General features: G+C 72.6%; 11 protein-coding genes. 6 read left to right on the top strand and 5 right to left on the bottom strand.

Annotation, left to right across the window (positions count from 1 at the left end):
* The first annotated feature begins 8 nt into the window (after positions 1 to 8).
* Genes HPY23_RS18470 through HPY23_RS18445 form a run of 6 tightly spaced genes read left to right on the top strand, consistent with a single transcriptional unit; the run spans position 9 to position 6,925 of the window.
* Positions 9 to 893, top strand: a complete 885-nt coding sequence (locus tag HPY23_RS18470) for an NADH-quinone oxidoreductase subunit H (protein ID WP_236012532.1) — start codon at positions 9 to 11, stop codon at positions 891 to 893.
* A complete protein-coding gene (locus HPY23_RS18465) occupies positions 890 to 1,828 on the top strand; it encodes an NADH-quinone oxidoreductase subunit J (RefSeq protein WP_091887277.1) in 939 nt (312 codons plus the stop codon). The genes HPY23_RS18470 and HPY23_RS18465 overlap by 4 nt, the downstream gene beginning before the upstream one ends.
* Complete coding sequence (gene nuoK, locus HPY23_RS18460; RefSeq protein WP_060850433.1) at positions 1,825 to 2,136, top strand: NADH-quinone oxidoreductase subunit NuoK; 312 nt, start codon at positions 1,825 to 1,827, stop codon at positions 2,134 to 2,136. The genes HPY23_RS18465 and nuoK overlap by 4 nt, the downstream gene beginning before the upstream one ends.
* Entirely contained in the window at positions 2,133 to 3,983 is a 1,851-nt protein-coding gene (locus HPY23_RS18455) for an NADH-quinone oxidoreductase subunit 5 family protein (protein ID WP_091887279.1), read from the top strand. Before nuoK ends, HPY23_RS18455 begins: the two co-directional genes overlap by 4 nt.
* A gap of 15 nt (positions 3,984 to 3,998) precedes the next feature.
* Positions 3,999 to 5,474 (top strand): complex I subunit 4 family protein, encoded by a 1,476-nt coding sequence (locus HPY23_RS18450; RefSeq protein ID WP_091887281.1) that lies wholly within the window; start codon positions 3,999 to 4,001, stop codon positions 5,472 to 5,474.
* A complete protein-coding gene (locus HPY23_RS18445; protein WP_091887283.1) occupies positions 5,471 to 6,925 on the top strand; it encodes an NADH-quinone oxidoreductase subunit N in 1,455 nt (484 codons plus the stop codon). Before HPY23_RS18450 ends, HPY23_RS18445 begins: the two co-directional genes overlap by 4 nt.
* A 121-nt stretch (positions 6,926 to 7,046) precedes the next feature.
* Here HPY23_RS18445 and HPY23_RS18440 read toward each other — a convergent pair whose 3' ends face one another.
* The 5 genes from HPY23_RS18440 to HPY23_RS18420 form a co-directional block, all read right to left on the bottom strand.
* Positions 7,047 to 8,336: a multidrug ABC transporter ATPase gene (locus tag HPY23_RS18440; RefSeq protein ID WP_091887284.1), complete on the bottom strand. Its 1,290-nt coding sequence runs from the start codon at positions 8,334 to 8,336 to the stop codon at positions 7,047 to 7,049.
* A gap of 262 nt (positions 8,337 to 8,598) precedes the next feature.
* Positions 8,599 to 9,414, bottom strand: a complete 816-nt coding sequence (locus HPY23_RS18435; RefSeq protein WP_175540102.1) for an aminoglycoside adenylyltransferase domain-containing protein — start codon at positions 9,412 to 9,414, stop codon at positions 8,599 to 8,601.
* Positions 9,415 to 9,549: 135 nt separating this feature from the next.
* On the bottom strand, positions 9,550 to 11,910 hold the full coding sequence (locus HPY23_RS18430; protein WP_091891879.1) for a heavy metal translocating P-type ATPase: 2,361 nt from the start codon (positions 11,908 to 11,910) through the stop codon (positions 9,550 to 9,552).
* An 82-nt stretch (positions 11,911 to 11,992) separates the two neighbouring features.
* Positions 11,993 to 12,526, bottom strand: coding sequence for a lytic transglycosylase domain-containing protein (locus HPY23_RS18425; RefSeq protein ID WP_395411332.1), 534 nt, complete (start codon positions 12,524 to 12,526; stop codon positions 11,993 to 11,995).
* Positions 12,527 to 12,914: 388 nt separating this feature from the next.
* Positions 12,915 to 13,182: hypothetical protein (locus tag HPY23_RS18420; RefSeq protein ID WP_200649661.1), on the bottom strand; the 268-nt coding region annotated here is incomplete at its 5' end.

Below are 13,182 nucleotides of genomic sequence, written 5' to 3'. Positions count from 1 at the left end.
CGGCGGCCTTGGCGGTCCTGGGCGCCCTGCTCGGGGGGGCTGCCCTGACGCTCGCGGTCGAGCACGCGTTCGTTCGCATCGACCAGGAGGCCGGCCCGGCGCGGCACACCGAGCTGCGGCACAACCTCCAACTGCCCAACGCCGACCGATGGCTGCTGCCGGCCGGTCCGGTCGTGGCGCTCGCGGGCGTCGCGCTCGCCATGGTCGTGCTGCCCCTCGGCCCCGGGTTGATCGGGAGGGACCTCGGCATCGGCCTCTTCTACGTCATCGTCGTGGTGGATTTCGTGGTGCTGGGCCTGGCTCTCGCCGGCTGGGGCGCGAATACCCCCGAGGGGGTCGAGGCATGCTACCGCATCGTCGCCCAGCTCGTGGCGTACGTCGTGCCGCTCGGGCTCGCCTACGTCGGCGTGATCATGATGGCCCGTTCGTTGTCGACCGTAGTGGTGGTCGACGCGCAGCGCGGCCTCTGGTTCGTCGTCCTACAACCCTTGGGCTTCCTGCTCTACGTCGTCACCGGGCTGATGCAGTCGTATCGCGCCCCGTTCCTGGAGCCGTTCGCGGCCTCGCTGGGCGGCGGCGTGCTCGGTGTCGTGGGCGGCTGGTCCGCGCTCGTGTGGCGGGTCGCACTCGCCGGCGTGCTCCTGGTCGTCGCCGCGGTCGGGGCGGTGCTCTATCTGGGAGGTCCCTCGGGTCCCTGGCTCCCGGGATGGGCCTGGATGCTCGCCAAGACGTACGGCCTGATGGCGCTGATGCTCGGGCTCGGGCGCCTCGTTCGCCCGCTCTCGACGGCGGAGACGCTGGCCCTCTCCTGGAAGATCCTGATCCCACTCGGCCTCGTCAACGTGCTCCTCGTCGGCGGCCTGATCCTCCTCGGGGTGGGGCCCGGCGCATGATGGCCGCCTTCGATATCCTTGCCTTCGGGGCCTGCTCCTTCGTCGCCGTCGCCGGCGCGCTCGGCATGGCGACGACGATGAGTATGTTCCGCTCCGGCATCTTCCTGATGGCCTCGTTCATCGGCGTCGCCGGCCTGTTCATCCTGCTGTCGGCCGACCTGATCGGGCTGCTCCAGGTCATGATGTACATCGGGGGCTTCCTCGTCATGATCCTGTTCATGGTGCTGGTCATGCACGATCCCGGCGGGGCGATGATGGCCGGCATGGAGCTGTCCCCGCTGGAGCGCTGGTTCAGCAAGGGCCTGGTGCCGCGCGACGAGGCCACAAGCGCGGGACAGGACGACCCTGCGAGCGGCGAGGGCCGCAGCCACGCCGGGAACCGGCACGAGGGCCATGCCATGCCGCACGGCGAGGGACGGCACGGCCACGCGCGCGACCACGGGGGCGGTGCCATGCCACACGGCGCCCACGGCGGACATGCGGAGCACCGGCACGCAGACCACCAGCACGGGGATGGCGGCCACGGCGGAATGGACATGTCCATGGTGACGCCCGTGCGCCCCCTCGCGGCCTGGCTCGCAGCCGCCGCCGGGGTCGTCCTAGTGGGCATGCTGTTCCTGCGGCCGGCTTGGCCCGTGACCGACGCGGTACCGGATCCCGACTCGGCCCGGCGGGTCGGCAACCTTCTCATGGACAAGTACATGGTCGCTTTCGAGGGCGCAGGCTTCCTGATCCTGATTGGCATCTTCGGCGCCGTGCTGCTTGCCCGGCCCTCGACCCACCCGGACGACCCCTCGCGCGCCGCAAAGGCCGCCGTCGACGCGAAGCCGGAGGCCATCCGGGACGACCGATTGGCTCCGCTCGCGGAAGCGGGCGGCGCGCCCGAACCGGAGCACCACGGGAGCCACCACGGACACGAGGACCACGTCGGATGACCGTGCCGCTGACCGCCTATCTCGTCGTCGCCGCGCTCCTGTTCGCCATCGGCGTCTACACCGTCGTCGCCCAGCGCTCGGCGGTCATGGTCCTGATGGGGGTCGAGGTGCTCCTCAACGCCATCGGCCTGAACGTCGTCGCGTTCTGGCGCTTCACCGCGCCGACCGACTACTCCGCGCAGGTCCTCGCCATCCTGGTCGTCACCGTGGGGGCTATCGAGATGGCCATCGGTCTCGCCCTCGTACTGCTGCTCTACCGGCAGCGCCGGACCGTCGAGGTCGACGCCTACACCGACCTGAACGGATGACGGCGCTCCTGGCCATCCCCCTCCTGCCGCTCCTCGCGGCAGTCACGGCCCTCGCCGCCGGCCGGCGCCTGCCATGGGGCGGCGGCGAACTCGTGGTCGCCGGGGTCGCCCTCTCCCTCGTCGCGCTCGCGCTGGTCCCAACCGGGGCAACGATGACCGTGAGCTGGTTCGAGAGCGGGGACTACCGGCTGACCGTCGGGCTCGCGGCGACCCCTCTCACCCGGTTCGTCGCGATGGTCGTCGCCGGCGTCGCCGTATGCGTCGCCACCTACGGGGTCGGATACATGGGCGGCCGCCCGGACCGGCCCCGCTTCTTCGCCGAACTCGGCCTGTTCGTAGGGGCCATGCTGGCCCTCGTCCTGGCGAACTCCCTCGCGCTCCTGTTCGCGGCCTGGGAGATGGTCGGTTTGGCGTCCTTCCTGCTGATCGGCTTCGAGCACGCCGCGCCGGGGGCCGCCGGTGCAGCCTCCAAGGCGTTCCTGATGACGAGGGCCGGCGACGTCGGCCTCCTGCTCGGATGGTTGCTGGCGCTCGCAGCCACGGGGACCACGGACGTCGACGCGCTCGCCGGGGCCGTCGAGGCGGGCAGGGTCGCTCCCGGCGCGGTGACCGCGATGGCGCTCCTCATGCTCGCCGGCGCGCTCGGCAAGAGCGCCCAGCTGCCGTTCTCCGCGTGGCTCCCCGACGCCATGGTCGGGCCCACCCCGGTCTCGGCCCTGCTGCACTCGGCCACCATGGTCGCCGCCGGCGTGTTCCTCGTCCTTCGCCTCGACGCGGTCTTCGCCGCGGCCCCGCTCGCGATGGCTGCCCTGTTCTGGGTCGGTGCGGTCACGGCGGTCTTCGCGGCGCTCGTCGCGACCGCCGAGGCGGACCTGAAGCGGGTGCTCGCCTGGTCCACCTGCTCCCAACTCGGCGAGATGATGGTCGCGCTCGGCCTCGGCGGCGCCCGCGCCGCGGCCTTCCACCTCGCGGTGCATGCGGCCTTCAAGTCAACCCTGTTCCTGGCGGCAGGCATCGTGCAGGAGCGGGCGGGCACGCGCGCGCTCGACCGCCTGGGCGGTTTCCTCCGCGCCCTGCCCCTCGCGGGAGCCGCCTTCCTCGTCGCGGCCCTCGCACTCGCCGGCGTTCCGCCGCTCTCCGGATTCTGGAGCGAGGAGGGCATCCTCGCCGTCGCGTCGCAACACGGTCCGGGGGCGGGGGCGCTCGTCGTGCTGCTCGTCCTTCTCGGCGGGACCTACATCGGTCGCGCGGGGACCGCAGCCTTCCTAGGCCGGCGCCGAGACCGGGCCGGGACCGGCAAGACCGCCTGGACGATGCGCGCGGGCACGCTCGCGCTGGCGCTCGCCGCGGCGGTACTCGGCTGGCTGCTGGCCGGCAGCCTCGGCGCCCTCCTGCCGTTCGAGGCCGACCCCGGGGCGGAGGTCTCCTTGCGGAACCTCGGCATCGCGGCCGGCCTCCTCGGCCTCGGCATCGGGGTTGCCAGGGGAAGGGGCGGATCACCCGCGCTCGGCCCGTGGCCGGCTCGGCTCGCCGCCGGGCTTTCGGCGGCCACGGCGGCCCCGGCACGCTGGACGACGCAGCTCGCCCGGCGCCTCGGACCCCTTGAGGACGCGCTCGACGCGGCGGCCCGACGCGTCGCCGGGTGGACCTGGGGCGCCGGCGAGGCGGCCGGTCGCATCGAGGTGCGCGGCTTCGCACGCCTGGGGGACGGGCTCGCGGCTTGGCTGGCCGCCGGGGGCGAGCGGCTCCGCGCGCTCCAAGCCGGCCGCCTCTACCTCTACACGCTCGGCCTGTTCGCCTGGGCCACGGCCGCCCTGGCGGCCGGCGCCCTCCTGCTCTGGCCCTGAACCCGAGTTGACCCGATGCTCACGGCGACGATCTTCCTCCCCCTCCTGACGGGCCTCGTCGTGCTGGCGTTGCCGCGCGGCCGCCCGGGTCTCGCGCGTCACGTCGCTCTCGGCGGCGCGATCCTGACGCTCGCCGCGGCGCTGGCGCTCTGGGCCGGATTCGAGCCAGGGGGAGGCCTGCAATGGCGGGCGACCCTGCCGTGGATCCCGTCGGTCGGGGCGGCGTACGACGTCGCCGTCGGCGGCCTCTCCCTGTCGCTGATCCTGCTCACCGCCCTCCTGCTCACGGTGGTGATGGTCTACGTGCTGGGCGAGCACGACCGGGCGCACGCCCACGCCTTCCTCTTCCTCCTGCTCGCGACCGGGCTGATCGGATTGTTCGCGGCGCAGGACCTGCTGCTGTTCTACCTGTTCTTCGAGGTCGGCCTGGTGCCGATGTACTTCATCGTCGGCATCTGGGGCGGGGAGCGGCGGCGGTACGCGGCGCTCAAGTTCTTCCTCTACACCCGCGCCGGCAGCCTCGCCATGCTGCTCGGCTTCCTCGCCCTCTACCTCGCCATGGAGCCCCACACCTTCTCGCTTCCAGCCATCGTCCAGGCGCGGCCGCTGGACCGGACCCCGCTCGCGGGCGGCCTCGTCTTCCTGGCCCTCCTCCTCGGGTTCGGGGTGAAGCTCCCGGTGGTGCCGCTGCACAACTGGTTGCCCGACGCGCATGTCGAGGCGCCGACCGAGGGCAGCGTCGTGCTGGCCGGTCTCCAGCTCAAGATGGGCGGCTACGGCATGCTCGCCGTGCTGCTGCCGACCCTGCCGGACACGGTCGCACGGTTCGGCTGGCTTCTCGTCGCGCTGGCGTTGGCCTCGCTCCTCTACGGGGCCCTGGCGGCGCTGGCGCAGTCCGACATGAAGCGGCTCGTCGCCTACACCTCCGTCAACCACATGGGCTTCGTCACGCTCGGCGTCGCGGTGGCGGCGCTGGCCGGCAACGAGGGCGTGCGCCGGCTGGCGCTCAACGGCGCCGCCGTGCAGATGGTCAGCCACGGCTTCCTGACCGGCGGCATGTTCCTGCTCGTGGGAATGCTCCAGCACCGCGCCGGCACGCGGGAACTCGCCCGCTTCGGCGGCCTGATCGGCGCGATGCCGGCCTTCAGCGGGCTGTTCGGCCTGCTCGCCTTCGGCTCGCTCGGGCTCCCGGGCCTGTCCGGCTTCATCGCGGAGTTCCAGGCCATCGGCGCCGCCCTGCAGCTCTCCGCCTGGGTCGCCGCGCTCGCCGTCCTCGCGCTCGTCGTGACGACCGCGGTCTACCTCCGGTTGATGACGGGCCTGCTGATGGGTCGGGCGCCGCCCGACATGCCGGCGCTGCCGCCCCTCACGGCGGCCGAGGCGGGCGCGGCGGGGGCGCTCGCGGCCCTGGCGGTCGGCATCGGCGTCCTGCCGGCCGTCCTCGTCGCGCTGCTCGACGGCACGACCGCAGCCCTGGCGCACCTTCCATGACCGGCGGGCAGACGATGGGCGGCTGCATGGATCTCGGCGCCGTCGCGCCCGAGATGGTCCTGGCGGGAAGCGCCCTCGCGCTGGTCCCGGTTGCCGGCTGGGTCCGGGGCCGGTGGCGCCGCCTGCCCGCCGCCGTCGCGCTCCTCGCCCTGCTCGTCGCGATGGGCCTGACCGCGCCGATGCTGACGGCCCCGCCGCGCGAGGCCTTCTGCGGCACATACGCCGTCGATCCGTTCCGGGGCTTCTACCAGTTGGTCATCGAGGCCGGCGCCCTGGTGAGCCTGCTCGCGCTCGGGTCCCACTTCCGCGGGAGCGAGCAGGAACCGCACCACCCGGTCGCGCTGCTCATGGCGACCGTCGGTGGCATGGGGCTCACGGCGGCGACGGATCTCGGCCTCATCATCCTGTTCCTGCAGATGGTGAGCTTCCCCTCCTACCTGCTCGTCCTGCTCGTGCGGAGCGACGGACCGGCCCAGGAGGCGACGCTCAAGTACTTCCTCTACGGCGCCGCCGCGCTGGCGGTGATGGCCTACGGCCTCACCTTCCTGTTCGGCCTCACCGGCAGCCTGAACCTGCGGGCCATCGGGGCGGGGTTGGCCGGCGCCGACCGGGCCTGGGTGGCGCTGGCCTTCGGCTTGGTCCTCGTCGGCTACGGCTTCGAGATGACGCTGGTGCCGTTCCACGTCTGGGCCCCGGACGTGTTCCAGGGCGGGACGGCCCCCGCCTCGGGCTTCGTCTCGGTCGTGCCGAAGGTGGCAGCCTTCGCCGGCCTCATCCGCTTCCTGCTGGCGGCGATGCCGGACGGCCTCGCCGCCTGGCCGACCGTGCTCGCGCTCCTGGCCGCCGCGACGATGACCTTCGGCAACCTGGTGGCCCTCCGCCAGGCGAGCCTGAAGCGCCTGCTGGCCTATTCGAGCATCGCCCAGGCCGGCTACGTGCTGATGGGGGTTGCGGTGGCCGGGCAGGCCCCGGACGCCCTGCCGGCCATAGGCTATTACCTCGCGGCCTATCTCCTGATGAACCTCTCGGCGTTTGCGGTGGTCGCGCAGGTCGAGCGCATGACCGGGAGCGACGCCCTCGCCGCGATCCGCGGCCTCGGACGGCGGGCGCCGGGGCCAGCGGCGGCGCTGGCGCTCGCCCTCCTGTCGCTCGCGGGCGTCCCGCCGTTGGCGGGCTTCGCCGGCAAGGTCTTCCTGCTCGTGGCCGCCATCGAGGGCGGCTTCGCTTGGCTGGCCGTGGTGGCCGCCGCCAACATGGCGGTGGCGCTGTTCTACTACGCGGCCGTCATCGCGGAGACGTACTTCAGGGACCCGGACCGTGCCGAGGGGCCGGCATCCGGCTCCGGCTACGCATGGGCGCTCGGCTTGTGCACGGCAGGGACGCTGGGCCTCGGCATCGCGCCGGGCCTGGGGCGCGGGCTGGCACAGCTCGGCGCGACGCTGCTGCGGTAGGAGCGGCCGTGCCGGAGGGTGAGGGAGGTGCCGCCTCCCAGGGGCGCCCGGCCATGCGGGATGGCGTCGTCGCGCGGGGCCGGACGCCATCTCGCGAGGCTCCGGCGCTCGCCGGCTTCGCTCAGGCCGCCCGAACGGTTCGGTCGCGCGCTGACCTCTCCGTCGCGCGATCCCCATGCCCCGCCGGCCCGAGGGCCTTGGTGACCTCCTCGAAGCGCGCGCTCGCGTCGGACCAGGCTTGGGCGAAGTCGAACAGCTCGCGCATGGCCGGGGCGATCTCCTTGTAGGCGGCCAGGGCTGCGACGAGCGCGCCGAGCGAGAGCTGACCCTGCACGACGAGGTAGCCGCCGATCGAGAAGAAGAAGAACGGGGTGAGGTTTGAGGTGTAGTTGTAGAGGCCCTTGAGCCGGCCCTTCAGGTCGTTGATCTCGATGCGCACCCCCTCAAGCTTCCGGGCCTGCCGCATCTGCCGGCTCAGGTCGGAGGGCTCGCACGCCTCGCGGCCGGCCTGCCGCGCGAGCGCGGGAGCGGTGAGGAGCGCCCCCAGCTCCCGCGTGGCATGCACCCTTTGCCGGACCTTCGCGTTCAACCGCCCCTGCAACCGCGGCAGGATACTCAGCTGGACCGGCAGCATGATCAGGGCTGCCATGGCCAGGGCGGCGTTCTGCAGGAGGAGGAACACGATGCTGGTCACGAGCGTGCCACCTTGGACGAGCGGCACCACCACTAGGCTGCCGCCGAAGTAGCCGATGGGCTCGATCTCCTGGACCGCGACGGCGGCTAGCGTGGCCCCCCGTTCGGGGGAGCGCTCGCCGCGCGCGCGACGGACGACGGCGAGGCGGAGGCGGCGCACGAGGCGCTCGTTCACGCGCCCCCGGACCCGACTGACCGCGTACTTGGCGAGACCGCTGAGCGTGAGCACGGCCAGGTAGCTGGCGCACAGCGCGAACAGCAGCTCGATGCGGCCCAGATGGAGGCCGACGAAGGCCATCTTCGGGTGACCGTCGCCCGCGTCATCGGCAAGCGCGTGGTTGATGATGTGCTTGGGGATCTCAAGGAGGAGCCAGGCCGCCGGCAGCGTCAGGACGGAGAGGAGCACGAGACGGACCTGCAGCCGCGACGTCGCACGCACGACGTAGGACTCCAGCCGCGCCGCCACGGCCGGACGAGAGCTCGGCCGTCCCGGCTCGTCCATGGCCGCGGCGGGTGGCGGAAGCGCCGCCATCCCGCGGGTGCGATGCCACCGGGCGGCGGCCCAGCGCAGGCCCGACCGGGCAGCGAGCCAAGCGGTCCAGCCAGGCGCCACGACGAGGACCAGGACGGTGACGAGGTCCACCCACCAGTGGGTGCGGGTGTGGTCGAGGCCCAACGTCTGATGGATCAGGTCGTGGATGATCGGCGGGGTAAGCAACGGGTACTCCTGGCGACAAGGCTCTGGCGGTTGTCCGGGCAGAAGGGCGCAGCGCGCCTAGCCCGAATACCTCCGAATAGGCTAAGGCCTGCCTCTCCCGGGACCGCCGGAGGGGCGTCCGGCAGAACGAAGGCCGATCACGTTGGCTCCCTTTCCGCGGCCCGCCCGCATGCCTGGCGTAACGGCCAAGCTCTGGACGGCGTAGGCTACCGCGAACCGCAGCGCGGCCGTTCCCGACCGGGCGATTTGGGGACCAGCCCCTTCAGCCCGGTCTTGAACCGCCAGGACTGACGACGAGCGTTCGTGCATCGTCCGCGACGATGCGGACAACAGCCAACGCGTCGCGGCCGCGCTCTCCAAGCGTCCCGTAGAGGCCGGCCACCTCGGGCTCCCTACGGACGCGTAGGGCTTCGTCGATGATGCGATGCCACTCCGGCTGGAAAGTGATCAACCCATACAGGCCGGCGTTGCTCTTCGAGGGTACGACCTCGGTTGCGAGTACGTAATGGAGCCGGCACATACCGAGGACGAACCGTTCGACCCCGTCCGCCGCGAGGAGTGTCTCGTCCGCCGTATCGGGTCCGAGCCATATGCCCCAGCATCCATTGGCGCTGGCCAGGGCCCATCGTTCGAGATGGGCCGCACCACGCCAGAGCCCGGTGCCCGCGCAGAGTGGACCGCGAACGGTGACTGCGCTGGCCCTTAGGACGCTCCAAGTGAGCGGATGCTGGTCGTGGCACCCGGACTCGAAAAGTCGCCCCCGCTGGACGCAGGGGCTGTTCGGGACGGCAAGCGGGCCGGCCCGCAGGTCGTTCCAGGTCAGGTAGATGCCGTCGAGCGCCGGGGCCGGCCAACCGAGCGCGAGGTCGGCGTGGGCCTCGGCGAGGGCGGCCAGCTCCCCCCGCCCCGGGCGAGCCAGGGACACCGCCACGAAATTCACGTCGCTGAGCGGGGGCCGGAAGTCGCCCATGGCGGCGGAACCGACGAGGTACAAGGTCTCGACGAACTCCGGGACGACGGCATCGACCAGGGCGAGGTAGGCGTCCGCGACGCCGAGTGCGAGCGGGTGCGTGGTCACGGTCTCCACGGGCTCATGCGGTTGCTCGGAGGGGGAGGGGGCACGTCCCCGGCTTCGACTGCGCCGGGCCTGCACGCCGCGGGTTGGGCGAGGTCCGTCGGCGAAGGATGGCGATGCGCAGGTCACGGCCGCGTCTCAGCCGAACCGCGCCGCGCGCAGGCGCAGGGCGTTGCCGATCACGCTGACCGACGAGAGCGCCATCGCGGCCGCCGCGATGACCGGCGAGAGAAGGATGCCGAGGAACGGGTAGAGCAGTCCGGCGGCGACCGGCACGCCCAGCGCGTTGTAGATGAAGGCGAAGAACAGGTTCTGGCGGATGTTGCGCATCGTTGCCCGGGACAGGCCCCGGGCCCTGACGATGCCGAACAGGTCCCCGCGGAGCAGCGTAACGCCCGCGCTCTCGATGGCCACGTCGGCGCCGCCGCCCATCGCTATGCCCACGTCCGCCGCGGCTAGGGCCGGCGCGTCGTTGACTCCGTCACCAGCCATCGCCACGACCGCGCCGTGACCCTGGAGCGTCCTGACCACCTCCGCCTTGCGGTCGGGAAGAATCTCGGCCTCGACCTCGTCGATGCCGAGCGCCTTGGCGACGAACTCGGCCGTCGTCCGGCTGTCGCCGGTCAACATGACGATGCGCAACCCTTCCTCCCGAAGCCGTCGGAGGGCCTCGAACGTGCTCGTCTTGATGGGGTCCTCGATGGCGATGACGCCGGCCGGCTTCCCGCCCACGGCGACGAGGACCGCCGTCGCGCCTCGGCTCCGCACCTTCTCGGCCCGCGCCTGGAGAAGCGCCACGTCCGTCGCATGCTCCTCTAGGAAACGCGCGTTGCCGATGGCTACGCGACGCCCCTCGACCGTGCCGAGCGCCCCCTTGCCGGTCGGTGCCTCGAAGTCGGACGCCACGGCGCCCGGGACGACGCGCGCGTCCGCGGCCCGGACGATGGCGAGGGCCAGGGGATGCTCGCTCGCGCGTTCGACCGCGGCGGCGAGGCGCAGCACGTCGGCGTCCGTGAAACCGGGGGCCGGGAGCACGCCGGTGACCTTGGGCCTGCCCTCGGTTAGGGTCCCGGTCTTGTCGATGACGAGCGTGTCGACCTTCTCCAACCGCTCCAGGGCCTCGGCGTTCTTGACCAGCACCCCGTCCCGGGCGCCGCGACCGACCCCGACCATGATCGACATCGGCGTCGCCAGGCCGAGGGCGCAGGGGCAGGCGATGATGAGGACCGCGACCGCCCCGAGGAGCGCGTAGGTGAAGCGTGGCTCCGGCCCGAAGGCCATCCAGGCGACGAAGGCGAAGGCGGCGACGGAGATGACCACGGGGACGAACCAGGCCGCCGCATCGTCCACCAGGCGCTGGACGGGCGCGCGCGAGCGCTGGGCCTCGGCGACCATCGCGACGATGCGGGCCAGCGTGGTCTCGGACCCGACTCGCGTTGCGCGCATGACGAAGCCCCCGGTCGTGTTCAGGCTCCCGCCCACCACGAGGGAACCGGGCTCCACCGAGACGGGGAGAGGCTCGCCGCTGATCATCGACTCCTCCACCGCCGAGCGCCCTTCGACGACCTCGCCGTCGACCGGCACCTTCTCGCCGGGCCGGACGCGCAGGTGGTCCCCGACAGCCACCGCCGAGACGAGCACCTCCTCGTCGGCCCCTCCCGTCCCGAGACGCAGGGCCTTCTGCGGGGCGAGGTCGAGCAGCGCCCGGATCGCGCCCGAGGTGCGCTCGCGGGCCCCGTGTTCCAGCACCTGCCCGAGCAGCACCAGGACGGTGATGACCGCCGCGGCCTCGAAGTAGGCCGGCACCGCCCCGTCATGGCCGCGCAGGCCTTCGGGGAAGAGCCCCGGCGCCACGGTCGCGGCGACGCTGTAGAGGTAGGCCGCGCCGGTCCCGAGGGCGATGAGGGTGAACATGTCGAGGCGGCGGTTCACCAGCGACTGCCAGCCCCGCTCGAAGAACGGCCACCCCGCCCAGAGGACGACCGGCGAGGCGAGCAGCAACTGGACCCAGTTCGAGGTTTGCAGGCCGAGGCGGTCGACGAGGCCGGTCAGATGTCCCCCCATCTCCAGGGCGAAGACGGGCAGGGTCAGGACGAGGCCGACCCAGAAGCGGCGGCTCATGTCCTTGAGCTCGGCGTTCTCGACCGGACCGCTCGTCGGCGTGAGCGGCTCCAGCGCCATCCCGCAGATCGGGCAGCTGCCCGGTCGGTCGCGGCGGATCTCCGGGTGCATCGGACAGGTGTAGATCGCCCCGCCAGGGGCTTCCGGTGGCCCTTTGTCAGCCGCCAGGTAGCGTGCCGGCTCGGCCACGAACTTCGCGCGGCAGCCCGCCGAGCAGAAGTGGTAGGTCGCGTGCTCGTGCTCGGCATGGTGGGGCGTGACCGAAGGGTCGACCTGCATGCCGCAGACGGGGTCCGTCGCGGTTTCCCCGGCAGCGCACGCCGCGCCGTGGCCGTGACGGTTCCCGTGGGCATGGTGCGCATGGTGGGCGTGGGCCATGGGTTCAGACCTCCAAGCTGCCGCCGACGGCGGGCGGGACCGGGCTGGAGCGGACGTTCACGTGGCTTGCTCCGACAGGTTCTCAGCCGCCGCGCATGATGCGGTCGATGCGCGCCCCGATGCCGCGGACACGCGCCGCATGCTCGGCCCACAGGCGCCGAGCGATTGCCGAACGGGGATCGCTTTCCGTGAGGCGTGCCGCGGAAACCCCGCGGACGCTCCCCCGGAAGGAGGGTGAGGCGGTCCCGGCGAGGGAAGCGTCGGTCGCCGCGAGGCGGACCCGCACCCGCTGGCAGTACGTGGCGGAGCGCGGGCTCATCCGCTCCTCGCCGTGACCGGCCCTGTACTTCATCAGCGTGCGGCAGAGATCGCCCTTCGTGAGCTTCCAAGCTTGTGCGAGGTAGGCGACGCCGAAGCGGACGTTGGTCGCGGGATCGAGGAGGGCCCCGGCGGGACCCGTGTGACCGAGCATGGCCGCGGTCGTCGGCCGGACCTGCATCAGTCCGAGCTCGCCGACCCCGCCGACCGCGCCGGCATCGTACCCGCTCTCCACGTACGCGACGGCATCGGCGATGGCCGGGGGCACTCCGCGCGCTTCGGCCTCGCGCGCGAGCATCCGCCGATAGCTGGCCTGATCCGACGCCGTGCGAGCCGCATCGCCCGCGGATGACGTTACGGTAGGGGCGGACGCGCCCGCGGGCGCGTCCCCGACGGCGACCGCCGGGGATGAAAGGAGGAGTGCCGCGCACGGGACGAGGAACAGCCGGGGACGAGGCAGGACGAGGGCGCCCGGCACCCCCCCTCGCATGCCGGCGGCCGCTTCCGCGGACAGGGACGCCGCCCTCGTCGGGGATGATTGCCTCATCGCGGCTTCCGGAAGCGCGCGACCCCGAAGGGCGGCAGCTTCATCTCGGACATCGAGCGCATGCCGGTCGCGGTCATCCGTGGGTTCCCTTTGGGGGTGAGTCCGTGGGCGGGCGGGGTTTGGTTACAGGGCTCGCGCATCACCGCCCTCCCGTGTCGCGCTTGCCGCCCATGCCGGGCATGGTCATGCCGGGCATGCGGGAGTGGTCCATGCCCTCCATGCCGCCCGAGCCGGACCTCGGTGTCACGGCGCGGTTGAGCTCGCGCCAGTCCTTGGGATCGACCACGTCGTAGCGCGTCACGCCCGCGGTGACCGCGGAGTAGCGCGGCGCGCGCACGGCGGCGGCGGGGTTGGCCGGGGCAACCAGCCAGTCCGGCGCGGCGGTGGGCACGCAGGCCGCGAGCGGC

The organism is Methylobacterium ajmalii, from assembly GCF_016613415.1.
Taxonomy (GTDB): Bacteria; Pseudomonadota; Alphaproteobacteria; order Rhizobiales; family Beijerinckiaceae; genus Methylobacterium; species Methylobacterium ajmalii.
Note: the sequence above shows the minus strand (reverse complement) of the source record. Positions and strands in the feature narration are given on the sequence as shown.

Coding starts and splice junctions, on each gene's coding strand:
- HPY23_RS18465 (WP_091887277.1), top strand. CDS start 890: ATGATGGCCGCCTTCGATATCCTTGCCTTCGGGGCCTGCTCCTTCGTC.
- nuoK (WP_060850433.1), top strand. CDS start 1,825: ATGACCGTGCCGCTGACCGCCTATCTCGTCGTCGCCGCGCTCCTGTTC.
- HPY23_RS18455 (WP_091887279.1), top strand. CDS start 2,133: ATGACGGCGCTCCTGGCCATCCCCCTCCTGCCGCTCCTCGCGGCAGTC.
- HPY23_RS18450 (WP_091887281.1), top strand. CDS start 3,999: ATGCTCACGGCGACGATCTTCCTCCCCCTCCTGACGGGCCTCGTCGTG.
- HPY23_RS18445 (WP_091887283.1), top strand. CDS start 5,471: ATGACCGGCGGGCAGACGATGGGCGGCTGCATGGATCTCGGCGCCGTC.
- HPY23_RS18430 (WP_091891879.1), bottom strand. CDS start 11,910: ATGGCCCACGCCCACCATGCGCACCATGCCCACGGGAACCGTCACGGC.
- HPY23_RS18425 (WP_395411332.1), bottom strand. CDS start 12,526: ATGCTCGCGCGCGAGGCCGAAGCGCGCGGAGTGCCCCCGGCCATCGCC.